This window comes from Myxococcus qinghaiensis, assembly GCF_024198215.1.
GTDB classification, from domain to species: domain Bacteria; phylum Myxococcota; class Myxococcia; order Myxococcales; family Myxococcaceae; genus Myxococcus; species Myxococcus qinghaiensis.
In genome coordinates, this window is sequence record NZ_JAKCFA010000028.1 from 40,007 (window position 1) to 55,050 (window position 15,044).

At 70.7% G+C, this 15,044-nt stretch carries 14 protein-coding genes; 8 read left to right on the forward strand and 6 right to left on the reverse strand.

The features are described 5' to 3' along the window. The first annotated feature begins 59 nt into the window (after positions 1-59). Positions 60-1,847 (forward strand): serine/threonine-protein kinase, encoded by a 1,788-nt coding sequence (locus LZ199_RS38415; RefSeq protein ID WP_253998768.1) that lies wholly within the window; start codon positions 60-62, stop codon positions 1,845-1,847. A gap of 40 nt (positions 1,848-1,887) precedes the next feature. Here LZ199_RS38415 and LZ199_RS38420 read toward each other — a convergent pair whose 3' ends face one another. Continuing rightward, positions 1,888-2,658 (reverse strand): transglycosylase domain-containing protein, encoded by a 771-nt coding sequence (locus LZ199_RS38420; protein ID WP_253998769.1) that lies wholly within the window; start codon positions 2,656-2,658, stop codon positions 1,888-1,890. Positions 2,659-2,716: 58 nt separating this feature from the next. Between LZ199_RS38420 and LZ199_RS38425 the strand changes: the two genes are divergently transcribed. Continuing rightward, entirely contained in the window at positions 2,717-3,409 is a 693-nt protein-coding gene (locus tag LZ199_RS38425; RefSeq protein WP_253998770.1) for a ferredoxin reductase domain-containing protein, read from the forward strand. Here LZ199_RS38425 and LZ199_RS38430 read toward each other — a convergent pair. The 4 genes from LZ199_RS38430 to LZ199_RS38445 all read right to left on the reverse strand — a co-directional run bounded on the left by LZ199_RS38430 (position 3,403) and on the right by LZ199_RS38445 (position 9,195). Further along, positions 3,403-5,028, reverse strand: a complete 1,626-nt coding sequence (locus LZ199_RS38430) for a WD40 repeat domain-containing protein (protein ID WP_253998771.1) — start codon at positions 5,026-5,028, stop codon at positions 3,403-3,405. The two genes, LZ199_RS38425 and LZ199_RS38430, sit on opposite strands and share 7 nt — an antisense overlap. Then, positions 5,025-7,190 (reverse strand): ABC transporter substrate-binding protein, encoded by a 2,166-nt coding sequence (locus LZ199_RS38435; RefSeq protein WP_407667316.1) that lies wholly within the window; start codon positions 7,188-7,190, stop codon positions 5,025-5,027. The genes LZ199_RS38430 and LZ199_RS38435 overlap by 4 nt, the downstream gene beginning before the upstream one ends. Positions 7,191-7,443: 253 nt before the next feature. Beyond that, entirely contained in the window at positions 7,444-8,577 is a 1,134-nt protein-coding gene (gene dnaJ, locus LZ199_RS38440; RefSeq protein ID WP_253998773.1) for a molecular chaperone DnaJ, read from the reverse strand. A 177-nt stretch (positions 8,578-8,754) separates the two neighbouring features. Beyond that, positions 8,755-9,195 carry a hypothetical protein gene (locus LZ199_RS38445; RefSeq protein ID WP_253998774.1) on the reverse strand — a complete coding sequence of 147 codons (441 nt, stop codon included), beginning with the start codon at positions 9,193-9,195 and terminating at the stop codon, positions 8,755-8,757. Positions 9,196-9,352: 157 nt separating this feature from the next. Here LZ199_RS38445 and LZ199_RS38450 point away from each other — a divergent pair, with 157 nt between their 5' ends. The 3 genes from LZ199_RS38450 (at position 9,353) to LZ199_RS38460 (ending at position 12,701) form a co-directional block, all read left to right on the forward strand. Beyond that, positions 9,353-11,116: an ABC transporter ATP-binding protein gene (locus tag LZ199_RS38450; protein ID WP_253998775.1), complete on the forward strand. Its 1,764-nt coding sequence runs from the start codon at positions 9,353-9,355 to the stop codon at positions 11,114-11,116. 113 nt (positions 11,117-11,229) lie between these two features. After that, positions 11,230-11,607 (forward strand): hypothetical protein, encoded by a 378-nt coding sequence (locus LZ199_RS38455; RefSeq protein WP_253998776.1) that lies wholly within the window; start codon positions 11,230-11,232, stop codon positions 11,605-11,607. 92 nt (positions 11,608-11,699) lie between these two features. After that, positions 11,700-12,701 carry a hypothetical protein gene (locus LZ199_RS38460; RefSeq protein WP_253998777.1) on the forward strand — a complete coding sequence of 334 codons (1,002 nt, stop codon included), beginning with the start codon at positions 11,700-11,702 and terminating at the stop codon, positions 12,699-12,701. On the opposite strand, the gene LZ199_RS38465 is transcribed toward LZ199_RS38460, so the two are convergent. Beyond that, positions 12,593-13,243 (reverse strand): hypothetical protein, encoded by a 651-nt coding sequence (locus LZ199_RS38465; RefSeq protein WP_253998778.1) that lies wholly within the window; start codon positions 13,241-13,243, stop codon positions 12,593-12,595. The two genes, LZ199_RS38460 and LZ199_RS38465, sit on opposite strands and share 109 nt — an antisense overlap. A gap of 175 nt (positions 13,244-13,418) precedes the next feature. Between LZ199_RS38465 and LZ199_RS38470 the strand changes: the two genes are divergently transcribed. The 3 genes from LZ199_RS38470 to LZ199_RS38480 are packed head-to-tail and all read left to right on the forward strand — an operon-like array spanning position 13,419 to position 15,015. Beyond that, entirely contained in the window at positions 13,419-13,643 is a 225-nt protein-coding gene (locus LZ199_RS38470; protein ID WP_163863263.1) for a hypothetical protein, read from the forward strand. 46 nt (positions 13,644-13,689) lie between these two features. After that, entirely contained in the window at positions 13,690-14,451 is a 762-nt protein-coding gene (locus LZ199_RS38475; protein WP_253998779.1) for a hypothetical protein, read from the forward strand. 3 nt (positions 14,452-14,454) lie between these two features. Next, positions 14,455-15,015: a hypothetical protein gene (locus LZ199_RS38480; RefSeq protein ID WP_253998780.1), complete on the forward strand. Its 561-nt coding sequence runs from the start codon at positions 14,455-14,457 to the stop codon at positions 15,013-15,015. Positions 15,016-15,044 lie beyond the last annotated feature (29 nt).

Below are 15,044 nucleotides of genomic sequence, written 5' to 3' on the forward strand. Positions count from 1 at the left end.
CGAACCACATCGCGTCATTCTCCCCGTCTTGGTACGCTGACCTTTCTTCCTGGCCCGAGATGGCTTCCGAGTTGAACTGCGAAACCTGTGGTTTTCCCGTCCCCGCCGACACCGGTGTGTGCCCGCGGGACGGCACCGTGGCACTCGCTTCGTTCCACGTCCCACCGCCGGTCCCGGCATCGCCGGTGGCCGACGAGCCGAAGGTCGTCGTGCAGAGCACCCTGGAGGCCCTGACGGACGTGCCGAAGGATCCGCTCATCGGCCTGAAGCTTGGCGAGTACGAGCTGCGCGCTCGCATCGGCGTGGGCGGCATGGGGCTGGTGTACGAAGGCATCCAGCCGCTCATCGGCAAGCGCGTGGCGGTGAAGGTGCTGCGTCCGGAGCTGGCCCACTCCAACGAGCAGGTGGAGCGGCTCTTGGCCGAGGCCCGCGCGGTGAACGCCATCCGCCACCGGGGCATCATCGACATCTTCGGCTTCGGCCAGGTGCCCGACGGCCGGCAGTACATCGTCATGGAGTACCTGGACGGTCAGCCGCTCGACGCCGTGCTGTCGGAGAAGAACCGGCTGCCCGTGCTGGAGGCCCTGCCCATCCTGGACGAGGTGCTCGCCGCGCTGGCCTCCGCGCACGGCGCGGGCGTGGTGCACCGCGACCTCAAGCCGAGCAACATCTTCCTCGTGCGCCAGCCGGACGGCTCGCGCTACGTGAAGGTGCTGGACTTCGGCCTGGCCAAGCGGGGCCAGGGCCCCACCGGCCGCACCGCGCAGACGCGCACGGACATGGTGGTGGGCACGCCGGAGTACATGGCTCCGGAGCAGGCGCGAGGCCAGGAGGTGGGTCCGATGACCGACCTCTACGCGCTGGGCGTGGTGACGTTCGAGATGGTGACGGGCCGGCTGCCCTTCGTGGGCAGCTCGCCGGTGGACCTGTTGATGAAGCACGTGGAGGCGCGCCCGCCGAGGCCCTCCGAGTTCGTCTCCGACCTGCCTCCCGCGCTGGATGCGTTCATCCTCCAGATGCTCACGAAGGACCCGGAGACGCGTCCCAACTCGGCGGACGCGCTGCGCCAGCAGCTCCACAAGCTGCGCCGCTCGCTGCGCTCCACCCGCTCCAATCCCAGCGCGCTCGCGCCCACCCACGAGAAGCCGCCTCCGGCGGATGACTCGGCGTCGCGGCGCCCCACCACGCCCGTCGCCGTGCCGCCGCTGGAGCAGCAGGCCTCGCCCGCCCCTTCGCCCATCCGTAAGTATGTGCCCGTGGCGGTGGCGCTCGGCGCGTCGGTGGCGCTGCTCGCCGGCGCCGCGGCCATCGTCTTCCAGGAGCCGGCCCGCGCCGTGTCCCTCACGCCCGCCCCTCGTGAGGAGCTCCCTCCGGCCCACGTCCGCGCCGAGCCTCCCGCGCCCCCAACGCTCCTCGGCGGCGAGGCCCCGAGCAGGCCGGGCGGCAGCGGTCCGGTCGAGGCCGCTCCGGTGGCCGAGGACAAGGTGGAACCGGCGGCTCCCGGCATGGGTGGCGCGATGGCCGCCACGGCTCCCTCGGAGCAGGCAGCTCCTCCGCCCACGGAGACGGCCTCCCCACTCCCTCGCGCGGGACGCCCCGCGGGCACCTCCAAGCCCTCGGCCAGCACCGACGGGCCGTCGCGCGGAAGGCTCCTCAAGCGCATCGACTCGCTGGAGGAATCGATTCCCGAGTTCATCGATCAGGGCCGGGTGACCAGCCCCGATACCATGCTCGACTACCTGGCGAAGTACCGCCGGGAAGCCAGAACGGCCGAGGACACGGAGACCCGCCGCGCCATCAACATCAAGCTCAACGAGTTGGAGAGCATGTTCATCAAGAAGCCCTGAAGGCAGGGCTCGTCGACGAAGCACTCCGACGCGAGCCTCGCTACTCCAGGCAGCCCAGTGGCTCCGTCGTCGCGTTGCGAGCCCGGTCCTCGCTCACCAGCTTCCAGCCCGCCAGGTCCGCCAGCAGCGTGTCGCGGTCCTGCCGCAGCACCGTGGGGTTCTTGCACTGGCGGATGTCCCAGTAGCGGTAGAAGGGCGGCAGCGCGAGCTGGAGCTCCGCCAGCTCCGAGAGCTGCAGCTCGTTGAGCTCCTTCTTGAAGAGGGTGAAGGCCACGTCCTCCACGCCCACGACGCCGCGCTCGAAGTAGACGATGGCCAGGTCGTAGGCGATGAGCTGGTCCTTCTGCATGAAGGCGTGCAGCCGGTGCGCGGCCACGGTGAGCTGGAGGTTGCCGGAGATGCCCAGGCCCTGGGCGATGCGCATGGCCAGCAGGCGCTCACAGGCGCCCTCTCCCGGAGGCGCCGTCCCCGCCGTCGCGCCCACGAAGAGGCGCCACGCCCACGCCGCTCCGTCCTCGCGCGGCGTCTGGAAGTAGCGGGGGCACTCCATGTGACGGATGTAGAGCGCCACCAGGTCCTTGGGCAGGCGCGAGAAGTCCGGACGGTTGAAGGTGATGGGACGTGGGTTGCGCTCGAACTGCCCGGCCCGGAGGCTCATCCGCTCGCCTTCGATGCTGTGCTTGAGCAGCTTGTCGACGTCGAACTCGCTCTCCAACTGGGGCAGCTTGCTGGCCGTATAGAGATACGTCAGCGGAATGAGCACGCCGGCCAGGCCGAGCATGAACAGGACTATCCAGAGCAGACTCTTCACCGCCCCAGGCTACCAGGGGCAGCGCTCTCCCGGCACACGGGTTAAAACCGCACTCACCATGCCCGACTGGCATCCGGCCATCGTCACCTCTCGCTCCCCCGCAGCCGACGGGCTCACCGACCTCGTGCTCGACATCCAAGGCACGCCGCTCGTGGGCACCCACGCCCACCCGGGGCAGTACGTCAGCCTCTGCCTGCCCGGAATGGAGCCGAGCCTGTTCGCCATCGCCTCCCCGCCCGAGCCCCAGGGCGGACGGTGGGAGTTCCTCATCAAGGACGGCAGCCCCCTGCCCGACGCCCTCGTCCGCCTGTCGCCGGGCGCCCAGGTGCATGTGTCCGCACCCAAGGGGAAGGGCTTCCCGCTGGAGCGCGCTCGCGGGCATGACCTGCTCCTCTTCGCCACCGGCACCGGCATCTCCGCCATCCGCCCCGTCATCGCCAGCGTGCGGCGCGAGCGGGAGTCCTTCGGCCGCGTGAAGCTCTACTTCGGCGCGCGCACCCCCGGCGCCTTCGCGTACCAGGGAGAGCTGCATTCCTGGGAGGAAGGCGGCATCCAGGTGGTGCGCACCGTCAGCCAGCCCGGCGCGAGCGGCTGGCAGGGCCTCACCGGCTACGTGCAGGCCCACCTCGGCGAGGACACCGTGCAGGACGCCATGGCCTTCGTCTGCGGACAGTCGAGCATGTCCCAGGGCGTCATGGATGCCTTGAAGGACAGGGGCATGCCCCGAGGCCACATCTTCTTCAACTACTGAGGAGCGGGCGCACCGGGAGTCACCACCGAGGCGCCCTCCGCGTAGCGCACGTCGAGCAGCACCGCGGACGGGTCGCTCTCTCCGGTGCGGCTGGCCACCTGCGGCGTCCACGCGGCCACGCCCACCAGGCGCCCGTCCGGGCTGAAGCGCACGCGGCGCACGGACCAGTCGAAGCCGTGGCTCCCTCGCGCGGTGGACTCGCCCTCCGTGAAGAGGTGCACCTTCTTGTCCCAGCCTCCGGAGACGAGCGAGCGCCCGTCCGGGGAGATGGCCGCGGTGGACACCACGCCCCGGTGCACCGGCCACTTGTGCAGCACCTGGCCTGAGGTCGCGTCCACCACCGCGCCCGCGTTGAAGAGCCCCTGCGGCTCCTCCACGCCCTGGCGCTCGCGCTCGTACACGGCCCTGTCGCGCTCCGGCTTCTGCTCGGAGAGGCCCACGCCCAGCCGCTGCCCGCGCGCGTCCACGGTGACGTCGCTGACGTACGCGGGGAAGGTGAAGTCCGAGCGCGCCGCCAGCACCAGCGTCTCCACGGGCGCCGTGTCCTCTGGCGTCGGCGACTTCAGCGTGAGGAGGGCCTCGTGGTTGACCTCGTCGAAGGACACGCCGACCCGCTCCGAGAAGGGCGCGCCCAGCACGCCCTGCACGCCCTGGGGCACGCACGCGTCACACACCGCCACGTCCACGCCGCGCACCACCAACGACTTGAAGCGCAGGGACTGGCCGCGCGCCAGCCGCGCCTGGGTGATGCCCAGCGGGCCCGGCACGTCCACCGTCTCCTTCAGGAAGGCCACGTCGATGCCCGCCGCGGTGGCCGCCTCGCCGGTCACGACGATTGCAGGCACGCGCGCATCAAGCGCGAAGCTGACGGGTGCCTTGCCATTCACCGAGCCGCCCACCACCGCCGAGCCGCCCCGTCGCTCGAAGCGCGCGCGCGTCCCCTGCGAAGCCATGGACTCCAGGCCGGTGCGCCACGCGCGCACGTGCTTGTCCCAACCGCCGGAGTACAGCGTCCCGTCCGAAGCGAAGGCCACCGCGCTCACCGGCCCCTCGTGCCCGCGCTCCTCGGAGGCATGGGCCAGGTCCGGCACGGACAACACGGTGAGCAGGCCCTTGGCGCCGCCCGCCACCAGCCAGCGTCCGTCCGGATGGAAGGCCACACTGGTGAGCGGCTCCTCGGTGACGCGCACGCCGCGAGCCTCACCCGTGGCCGCGTCGAACAGGCGCACCGCGCCGTCACGTCCCGCGGTGGCGACCAGGCCGCCGTCCGGCGAGAAGGCCACGCCCTCCACGTCGAACTCGTACGCATTGACGAGCGGGTCGCCCAGCTTGCGGGGCGGCGTCTCCAGCGCCCAGATGGACAGGAAGTAGGAGCGCGCGCCCAGCCGCGTGTACGCGACGCGGCGCTGCCGGGGCGAGAAGTCCAGGCCCCAGATGAAGTCCGACTGGTTGAGGATGGCGCCCTTCTCGAGCCCCGCCGTCGCTCCGGTGAGATACGCGCCGGGCGTCTGGCCCAGCCGCGCTTCCACGTCCGGCGCCAGCCCCGCCGCGTGGTGCGCGCACCCACCGCCCCCCGCCGCCAGCAATCCCGCCGCCAGCAGCCCCGCCGTCCACCTCATGAACCCGAGCCTCCCGTCGCCGCCTTCTCCCGCTCCTTGTCCACGTTGATTTCGGTGACGCCCTTGTTGTCGATGGACAGGAGGAACAGCTGCTTCACCGCCTCGCGCTTCTCGTTGAACGAGGTGCGGCCGGTGGCGCCGTCGAAGTCCTTCAGGTTGGACAGCGCGTCACGCATCTGCGCGCGCGTGCGAGGCCCGCCCTCCTTCTTCTCCACCAGCTGCCGCAGCATGCGCCCGGAGTCGTAGCCAATCGCCTCCAGGAGCCCCGGGTCCTTGCCCGTCTCCTGCTTGTAGGCCTCGCGGTACTTGCGCACGAAGGTGCGCGTCGCCGGCCGCTGCGAGTCCACGAAGAAGCCGTCCACGTACACCGAGCAGGTGACGAACTTGCCGCCGCGCTCAATCAGCTCCGGCAGGCCCGAGCGCCCCTTGGGGCTGCTCCACTGGTTGGCGCCGAAGAGCGTCACCGTCTTCAGCTCCTTCTTGCCCGTCGTCTTGCGGATGCGCTCCAGGTCACGCGGCTCGCACGCGTTGGTGACGATGTCCTCCACCGCCAGCGCCGGGGCCACCAGGCTCACCCGCCGCCAGTCGTCCGGCATGAAGATGGCCTCGAAGTCGATGATGGGCTCCACGCCGCTCTTCACCTTCTCCAGCGCCTTGCGGCGACGGAAGGCGTCCAGGTTCTCCCCCTGCAGGTCGCGCACGCCCTCGACGTAGTCGCCGCGGTCCTCCAGGTAGTAGCGGCCCACCAGCTTCTTGGCCTCGGTGGTGAAGGTCGTCTGGTCATGCGAGTAGCGCTCCGCGCCCCGGACGACGCCGCCGCGCTCCAGCACCTGGTCCCAGAACGCGTCCGCCAGCTCCACGCCGTAGGGGATGTTCGGGTACAGGAGGGCGAACTTCTTGTAGCCCTTCACGTTGATGGCGTAGTCCGCGATGGCGTCCGCCTGCGCGGCGTTCGTCAGCATGTTGCGGAACACGTAGGGGCCCAGGTCCGTGACGCCCTCCTGGCGCGTCATGGTGAGCAGCGGAAGCTGGAGCTCCTCGGCCGCCAGCGCCGCGCGCTTGGAGTCGTCACCGAGCAGCGGCCCCAGCACCGCAATCGCGCCGTCGTCGAACGCGAGCTGCTCCATCGCCTGGCCCGTCTTGTTGACGTCGCCCTGCGTGTCCTTCACCACCAATTCGATATCGCTGCCCTCCAGCCCCAGCTGGATGCCGCGCAGCACCGCCTCGCCGATGGGCTGGTAGCGGCCCGTCATGGGCAGGAGCACGCCCACCGTCTTGGGCTTCGCCTCCACGCGCCGCGTGGCCCGCGCGAGCAGCTCCCGCGCCTGGGGCGCGAAGGGGCTCTGCGGTGCCTCCGCGAGGAAGCGGTTGAGCGTCTCCTCCAGCCGCGTCCACTCGCGCAGGTGGTAGTAGACGCGCGCCAGCTTGAAGGTGAGCACGGGCCACGCCGGGTTGGACGAGGGCAGCCCCTCCGCCACGCGGGCGATGTCCACGAAGTCCGCGCGACCCTCCACCAGCGCCTCCACCCGGGCCACCGCGGCGTCGCGCTCCTGCTGCGTCTTCGCCTGTCCCGCCTGCTCCACCGCCATGGTGAGCGACTGGCCGTACAACCCCGCGCCCTCGGCCGCCCGGGCCGCGTCGCGCAACAGCTGCTCACGCTCGGCGCCCTCGGCGCGCTCGGCGAGGCTGGACAGCGTCTGGTACGCGTCCCGGTAGGCGCCCACCTCCATGGCGGACAGCGCCAGCTTGCGCTTGGCGTCCTCGGCCTGGTTGTAGAGGGGGTTCTCGAAGAGCAGTTCGTTGAAGGACTTGCGCGCGTTGACGTAGTCCTTCGACTCGAAGAAGAGGACGCCGGCCTGGTAGAGCGCGTCCTGGCCCGCCGTCGTCGCGGGGTACGCCTTGCGCACCGACAGGTAGGCCTCCGCGGCCTTCTTCTTGTCGGGCGCGGCCTGGGCCGTCTGCCTCGCCTGGGCGAGCGCCGCGTCCGCCGTCGCGTCCTTCTTCGCTTCGACGGTGGGCCGCTTCGGGAAGGGGTCTCCCGTGGGGACCTCCTCCCCCGTGTCTCCACCGGCGGGTGGGGTGCGTGAGGGTCGAGGACAGGCCGTCAGCAGCAGGGCCAGCGCGACGAGGAGCGAGCGGCGCAAGATGGGCAGGACTTCCATGGCAGTGGGGTGCATAGCAGCGGCGATGCGCCTCCGTCGACAACGGAGCGGGGAGAAGATTCCTCGTGGAACCCCTCCCGCTGTGCACCCCTCGTGCCCGACCGCCCACGCCCCTGGGACGTTGACTTCCTCACGTTGGCGCGGCGCCAGGGCCACGCCCCTGCGGCCCCGAAGCCACGACAAGCAACGGCCGCCCTGCCCTGCTCCTGGGGCGAGCGGCCGACCCTGACTCATGCGTGCCGCACGGCGTTGATCAGCCGAACAGCTCCTTCACCTTGGCGAAGAAGCTCTTGGACTGCGGATGGGACTCCTCGCCGGACAGCTCCGCGAGCTTCTCCAACAGCTCGCGCTGCTTGGAGGACAGCTCCGTGGGCGTCTCCACGACGACGCGCACGTGCTGATCTCCCCGCTGCTGGCTGTGCAGGTGGGGGATGCCCTTGGCCTTCAGCCTGAACACTTTTCCGGACTGGGTGCCGGCGGGGATGGTCATCTTCACCTTCCCGTCGAGCGTGGGGACGTCGATCTTCGCCCCCAACGCCGCGTGGGTGAAGGAGATGGGCACCTCGCAGAAGACCTCGTACTCCTCGCGCTGGAAGAGCGGGTGCTCCTTGACGATGACGGTGACGTAGAGGTCTCCCGGAGGACCGCCCCGGTCTCCCGGCTCACCCATGCCTGTCAGCCGCACCCGCGTGCCGTTGTCCACGCCCGCGGGGATGGCGACCTCGATGACCTCTTCCGAGGGCGTCTTCCCGGAGCCCTTGCAGCGCGCGCAGGGGTCCGGCACCACCGCGCCCGTGCCGCCGCAGTCCCCGCAGGGACGCGACACCGCGAAGAAGCCCTGCGTGTAGCGCAGCTCTCCGCTGCCACCGCACGTGCCGCACGCGCGCGGGCCCGCACCGCTCTTGCTGCCGGAGCCGGTGCACGTCTCACACTTCTTCGGCCGGGGAATCGTCACCTTGGGACGGCTGCCGAACGCGGCCTCCTCGAAGGTGATCTCCAGGTTGTAGCGCAGGTCCGCGCCACGCGAGCTGGTGCGGCGCCCACCTCCCCGGCCACCGCCGAAGATGTCGCCGAAAATCTCGCCGAAGATGTCGTTGATGTTGACGCCCTGGAACCCGCCGCCGGCGCCACCGAAGCCCTCGAAGGGATTGCCCGAGTGACCGAAGCGGTCGTACTTCGCCCGCCGCTCGGGGTCGCTCAGCACCTCGTAGGCCTCCGAGGCTTCCTTGAACTTCTCCTCGGCCTCGTTGTTCCCCGGGTTGCGATCCGGGTGGTACTGGAGCGCCACCTTGCGGAACGCGCTCTTCAACTCCTGCGCGGAGACGGTCTTCTGGACGCCCAGGATCTCGTAGTAGTCGCGTTTCTGACTCGCCGCCGCTGCTGGCATTCGCTTCAACCCCTGGAATTTGCTGGACTTTTTAACGCTGCGTAAAACTCTGAGTCACTATAACGCAGCGAAACGCGCCAGCAATCCGAGGGGGCAAAACCAAGGCCGCCCGGGAGCCATGGAGGCCACCGGGCAGCGGAAAAAGGGAAGAAGGCGGATCAGGTGAGGGCGGGTGGGCTAGACGGTCCACACGCGGTTGGCGGTGAGCTCCATCCGAGCCAACCTGCGCTTGAGCGCAGGGTCCACCGCTCCGGTGGACGCCCACTTGGGCACCACGAAGTGCAGCTCCGCGTTGTAGAGCTTCGCGGCGCTGGCGAGCAGACTCCACCGGTTCTCCGCGGTCGGCTCGTCCACCATGCCTGGGGTGACAATCTCCAGGATGATGGGCGTGCGCGCCGAGTCGGACTGGCGGCAGGTGAAGTCGGGTCGAGCGTCCTCGATGGTCCCCGACAGGATGGGAGGCGGCATGAATCCGGGGAGGCGGGCCTTGATGTCCGTGTACCCGATGGTGCGGAAGTACTCGGCCATGAGCCACAGGAGCCGGCGACGCTCCTCGTCTTCAACCACCGGTTCGCAGCCCGGATTGAAAAGGACCTCTTTTTCGTTATTGGTGTCCATGGCTCCCCTGAACCTGTCCGCAGGGACGAAGGGGGGCAACGGAACGGGCCTGCCTGCTGGCCATGGCCGGTGGGAAAGCAGCCGACGAAGCTCGACGTCTGGCATGCCTCTAGACTTGGACCTCTGACGACTCAGTGACAGAGTCCGCCGCCAAACAGTGGCTCCCCGTCCCTCCCCCCACGTCTACCGCCGACTCCTCGGCTACCTGCGCCCCTACCGCCGACTGCTGGCGGCGGGTGTCTGCGCGTCACTCGTCGCCGCCGCGGCGACCTCCGCGTATGCGTGGGTCGTCGGGCCGCTCCTGCGCGCGGTGCTCACGGACCAGCCCGTCACCGTGGCCGGTGTATCGCTGCCAGGTGATGTGTTGCTGCGGCGATTGCCGCTGGTGGTGGTGGCGCTCGCGCTGGTGAAGGCCTTCGCCCAGTTCCTCCAGGGTGGCCTTATGCAGCGGCTGGGCCAGCGCGTCATGGCGGACCTGCGTGGGTTTCTCTACGGACGACTGCTCGGCCAGCCGCCCGCGTTCTTCGAGCGGCGACACTCGGGCGAGCTCTTGTCGCGCTTCACGTCCGATGTGCCGCTCGTCGAGTTCTCGATAACGCAGGCGTTGTCATCGTACGTGAAGGATGGGCTGCAGGCGGTGGCGCTGCTGGCGACGTGCTTCCTCATCGACGCGAAGCTTTTCCTCTTCACGTTCATCGTGGTGCCGGTGACCGTGCTGCCCATCAATCGCTTCGCCCGCTCGCTGAAGAAGGTCGCCGCCCGCTCGCTGCAGAGCCTGGGCGCGCTGACGTCGCTGACGGCCGAGCAGCTGCAGAACCTGCCGGTGGTGCAGGCCTACGGCGGGCAGGCGCGCGCGCTCGAGTCCTTCGACGTGGAGGCGGACAAGTACCTGGGCGAGATGCGCCGCTCGCTGTTCCTGCGCGGCGCGGTGAGCCCCACGGTGGAGCTGCTCGGCATCGCAGGCGTGGCCATGGCGGTGGCGTGGGGCGCGCGCGCGGTGTCGGCCGACCCGGAGCTCGCGGGACGGCTGCTGTCCTTTCTCGCAGCCGCGTTGCTGTTGTATCAGCCTGTCAAGTCGCTGAGCGGCACGCTGTCCCAGGTGCTCACGGGCCTGGCGGCGGCGGAGCGGCTGTTCGCCATCGCGGACGAGCCGGCGCCGCCGGACACGGGTGACGCGGCGGGCCCGCTGTCGCAGGCGCTGGTGCTGGAGGGCGTGAAGGCCACGTACCAGGACGGACGCGAGGCGCTGCGGGGCGTGGACCTGGTGGTGCCCGCGGGCAAGCGCGTGGCGCTGGTGGGGCCGTCCGGCGCGGGGAAGACGACGCTGTTCTCCGTGCTGCTGGGCTTCCTGCCGTCGTCGGGTGGACGCGTGCTGTGGGACGGAGTCCCGCTGGAGTCGCTCAAGCCGTCGAGCGTGCGAGGCCAGGTGGCGTGGGTGCCGCAGGAGCCGGTGCTGTTCTCCGGGACGGTGCGGCACAACCTGCGGCTGGGCCGGCCGGAGGCGACGGACGCGGAGCTGTGGGAGGCGCTCGCGCTGGCGCACGCGGAGGACTTCGTGCGCGCCCTGCCCGGTGGGCTCGACGAGTCCGTGGGCGAGCGCGGCGGCCGGCTGTCGGGTGGACAGAAGCAGCGGCTGGCGCTGGCGCGCGCGTTCCTGTGCAAGCCGTCGGTGCTGCTGCTGGACGAGCCCACCAGCGCGCTGGACGCGGCGAGCGAGGCGGCGGTGGGCGCGGGGCTGGAGTCGCTGATGCGCGGGCGCACGGTGCTGGTGATTGCGCATCGCCTGTCCACCGTGCGCGACGCGGATGTGATTGCCGTGGTGGAGGCGGGCCGTGTGGTGGAGTCCGGCACTCACGCGGAGCTGCTCGCGCTGCGAGGCCGCTACCTGCGGCTCCTGGGTGAAGGCGCCGTCGCGGCGTAGCGGCGCGGAGTCGAGACGGGTTGGCCCGAGCCCCAAGAAGCTGAACGGGAGACACCCCACCCACCGAGCCGCTTGCCTGCACCCGTGGGCTCTGCCAGCGTTCCCGGCGTCTGATGCGTCACCGGGAGCCCCTGTCCCTCAACGCGTTGCTGCTCGTGCCCGCACTGGCCCTCGCGGCCGTGGGGTGCGTCGCCGTGTCCGCGCGTCACCTGGCGCTCGCCGCCGCGGCCACCGGCACCCTCTTCCTGGTCCCCATCGTCTTCCGACTGTGGACACGCACCTGGTACCGGGGCCTCGTCCTCCGCGGCGCCGGAGTCTTCCTCATCGGCATGCACGTGCCGCTCCTGCTCGGCGGCGCCCTCGCCTACGGCCGCATCGGATGCGCCGAAGGCGACTGTCCCGGACTCTACCTGCTGGGTGTGCTCGTATCCCCCATCGTCGGCGCCCTCTCCAGCGTCGTGTACTGGCTGGTCGGTCGTCCCCCAGTCTGAATTCCAAGAATTACCAGGAGAGACTACTCTCTCCTGGAATGCTTGTTACTCTGCGGCTCCGTTTCGCGCCCGGGCTCTCCGTGGCCTCGTCCGTGCCTGTCACGGTGTTCTTGTGGTGCTTCACGCTCGCACCCCTGCTGCACGGGCCGCAGGCCCTCGCGGGCACCGTGGATGCCGCCGGTCCGTTCGCCGCCGTGGTGGCGTTGGCACTACTCGTGGAGTTGCCTCTGCTGTCGCTCGCCCTGGCCAGCATCGGCCTGGGGCGCCGTGTGCCGCTCGCCGTCATGCTGGGCATGGCCACCCTGCCGTGGATGGTGGGCCTCCTGGGCACTGAAGTCCTGGTGGGCCGCGCGATGTCCGGCCTGACGCGACTGTCCACCCACGACACCGCGCTGGACGTCGCGATGAGCACCGGCCACGCCATGGCGCCCCGCCTCCTGGGGGCGTGGACGAGCGCCGCGCTGCTGCTGGGGCTGTCGGTGGGGCTCGCGCTGGCGCGCTTCGGCCCGTCGTGCGCGGAAGACGCGGCGGGACTCAGGCGGGGGCGGGGGCTGCTGCTCGCCAGCGCCGTGACGGCGGCGCTGGCTTCAGTGGCGGCGGTGGGGGCGCTGGAGGCGCGACACTTCCTGGAGATGCTCACCGGCATGGGCCAGGTGCCCGAGTCGATGCGCGAGGAGTGGGTGGCGACGGGCATGGAGGCCGCCGCGCGGCTGCGCGAGGTGCGCTGGCTGTGCACGTCCCTGCTGGCCGTGCTGGGCCTCATGCTGCTGGCGCGAGGCGCCACCCGCCGCGAGACCTCCCATCCCACGCCTCGCTGGGCGCTCCGACTGGTGCCCGCGGCCGCCGTGACGGCGCTGCTGGTGATGGACGTGCACCCCGTGCGGTCCGTGGCCGAGAGCGCGCATATCACCCTCCCCCGGAACCGGGCCGCGGCGCCCACCACGCTGGACATGCTGCGTCTTTTGGGGCTCGACGTCGCTCCGGCTCAGAGCAGCCAGATGAGCAACAGGAGACCCACCACCACGCCCACGCCGAACACGGCGAGCATCACCAGTCCCTCGGAGCCGCGTGCCTCCGGCGGCACCACCTCCTGAGGGTGAGGCGCGCCGTAGACGAACAGCGACTGCTCCACGGGCGCCGGGGCGGGCATGGGCGCGGGCTCCAGCGACGGCAGCGTGGGCTCCGACGGGCGCTGCGCCTCTCGAGCGATGATGCCCGCGCCGGCCATCTCCAGTCCCTCGCGGGCCAGCGCCAGCACCCGCTGCATGTGCAGGATGTAGCGGTCCTGTCCGGTGTACGTCCCCATGGCCTGCGCGGCGCGCACCAGCCGGTGGGGGACGAGCTGGGGATCCGCCTTCACCACCGCCGCCGCGGGACTGGGGCGCGCGCCTTCGGACTCCACGCGGCCGGTGCGCACGCCCTCGCCGCTGGCCCACATGTAGTGGTCCTCCAGCAGCGTCAGCTCCTGCCGCCGCACCCGGCCGTCGGAGTCCACCTGCGACATCAGCTCCGCGCCGTCCATGCCCATGTGCCAGACGGTGCGCAGGCCATTCTCTCCCGGAGGGCCCTCCACCGCGTGGACGCGGGAGAGCGCTTGCACCGCGGTCTTCAACGTCTCGGGCGAGGACTCGGCCATCAGGAGTCGGAGACTAGGGGCGCCGCGTCGGAAACGGAAGGCGGCCGTGCCCCTGCCCGCTCGCCCCTACCCGCTCCCGCGCTCGCGTCCGTCTGCCCAGCTTGAGGAAGGAGGCGGGGGGCGCGTGCGCCAGCGGACATCTGGCGCGGGTGCGCCTGCCGCACGGAGCCCCACCATGGCCATCATCATCCCCGACGAGCCCCTGGACACCCCTTTCACGCTCCCCGGCAACCGCGCCGAGGTGACGGGTGAGCCGGACGAACACTTCCTCACCGCGCAGGTGAGCTGGGACGGCGAACGCCAGCACGGCGGCGGCCATGTCCCCGAGGATTTCGAATGGACCTCCAATCCCAAGGAGCGCCAGGACGCGCTGATGGGCGAGTGGCCCGAGGAGCACTGATGCCGCGTGCGCTCGGCTGTCCGCCGGGGTAAGCGTCCCCGCCGCCATGAGCCGCTCCAAGGACAGAGGTCAGGACTTCACGCGCGAGTTCGAGGGCGCGCAGACACTCGATGGACTGCTGGAGGTGTCCGGCAGCGCCTGCGACACCGCGGAGGTGCTCGCCCGCATGCAGGCGGCCCACGCCGAGGGGCGCCCGCACAGCGACGTCATCCCGGGGCTGTTCGAGGAGGAGCCGCGCTTCCCCTCGCCGGACGTCGCCCGGCTGCTGTACCAGAACCTCCTGGGCCTCTGGGACCTGGTGGAGGAGGGGCGCGCGGTGCGGCTGGAGGACGGCCCTCGCCCGCCCCGGCCGAAGAAGGTCAAGGCCAGCCAGCCGCCGGCCTTCCACCCGGACGAACCCACGGGCGAATTCGTGGAGGCGGCCTGGCGTTACCTGGAAGACGACGAGAAGGCGCGCACGCGGCTGATGCACTCCTTCGAAAACCGGCAGGATGCCTTGCTGGGCGCGCTTGACGCCGCGGGGCTCACGGACGAAGGATACGGGGTCGCCCGCCACCTGCTCTTCGAGCTGTACGCCATGCTGGAGCTGGGGTGGTCGCCGGGAGTCGCTTCGGTGCGCTCGGCGGCGCTGGTCGCGGACACGACGGCTCCACCGGTGCCCCAGTCCCTGCGGACGTATGCGGACGAGGCGCTCTTCGAGGCGGAGCAGGACGAGGAGCAGCCCCTGACCGCACAGGAGCTGGAGGCGGTGCGCACCCTCGTCCGCAGTGGACTCGCGGCGCTCTGGGGCGCACGCAAGGGGAGATGAAGGATGGCCAAGGACAGGGACGACAACGGCGGCGGCTTCTCCGGGAAGCGCGACAAGACGTGGCGAGAAATCGACGCGGGGCGCGCCAAGGGCAGCAAGTACCACTCCCGCCAGGATGACCCCGCGCAGCAGAAGATTGAGCGCAGCGCGAGCTACCAGAAGTACAAGACCGCCGCGGACGCGCTCTTCACCGGCGGCGAGCTTCCCGAGGGGCTGGCGAAGACGTTCGACCCGGAGGGCAAGCGCAAGGCCCAGAAGCAGGCCATGCAGAAAGTCACCGAGTCCGAGACGCGCGCCGACTGGGTGAAGGCCGTGGTGGACTACCTGGAGAAGTACCCGGAGCTGCCCGAAGACGCGTACTTCCTGGACAGCCTGCTGGACCATCCGCGCGAGCGCATCGTCGACAAGGCGCTGTCCCGGCTGGAGGGACTGGCCGAAGAGGGCAAGCTGCCGAAGAAGGTGCCGCAGAGCCTGGACCAGCGGCTGAAGTCGGTGGAGCTGACCAGCATGGACCCCGACATGCAGGGCCGCGCCAAGGCGCTGCGCGAGAAGCTGCGCGCCTGAGTCCGGAGTGTCGCGAAGGCGTTGGACGC

Bases quoted from the DNA above. Each gene is read 5' to 3' on its own strand.
- LZ199_RS38415 (WP_253998768.1), top strand. From the start codon at position 60: ATGGCTTCCGAGTTGAACTGCGAAACCTGTGGTTTTCCCGTCCCCGCC.
- LZ199_RS38470 (WP_163863263.1), top strand. From the start codon at position 13,419: ATGGCCATCATCATCCCCGACGAGCCCCTGGACACCCCTTTCACGCTC.
- LZ199_RS38435 (WP_407667316.1), bottom strand. From the start codon at position 7,190: ATGGAAGTCCTGCCCATCTTGCGCCGCTCGCTCCTCGTCGCGCTGGCC.
- LZ199_RS38475 (WP_253998779.1), top strand. From the start codon at position 13,690: ATGAGCCGCTCCAAGGACAGAGGTCAGGACTTCACGCGCGAGTTCGAG.
- LZ199_RS38445 (WP_253998774.1), bottom strand. From the start codon at position 9,195: ATGGACACCAATAACGAAAAAGAGGTCCTTTTCAATCCGGGCTGCGAA.
- LZ199_RS38455 (WP_253998776.1), top strand. From the start codon at position 11,230: ATGCGTCACCGGGAGCCCCTGTCCCTCAACGCGTTGCTGCTCGTGCCC.
- LZ199_RS38480 (WP_253998780.1), top strand. From the start codon at position 14,455: ATGGCCAAGGACAGGGACGACAACGGCGGCGGCTTCTCCGGGAAGCGC.
- LZ199_RS38425 (WP_253998770.1), top strand. From the start codon at position 2,717: ATGCCCGACTGGCATCCGGCCATCGTCACCTCTCGCTCCCCCGCAGCC.
- LZ199_RS38465 (WP_253998778.1), bottom strand. From the start codon at position 13,243: ATGGCCGAGTCCTCGCCCGAGACGTTGAAGACCGCGGTGCAAGCGCTC.
- LZ199_RS38430 (WP_253998771.1), bottom strand. From the start codon at position 5,028: ATGAGGTGGACGGCGGGGCTGCTGGCGGCGGGATTGCTGGCGGCGGGG.
- dnaJ (WP_253998773.1), bottom strand. From the start codon at position 8,577: ATGCCAGCAGCGGCGGCGAGTCAGAAACGCGACTACTACGAGATCCTG.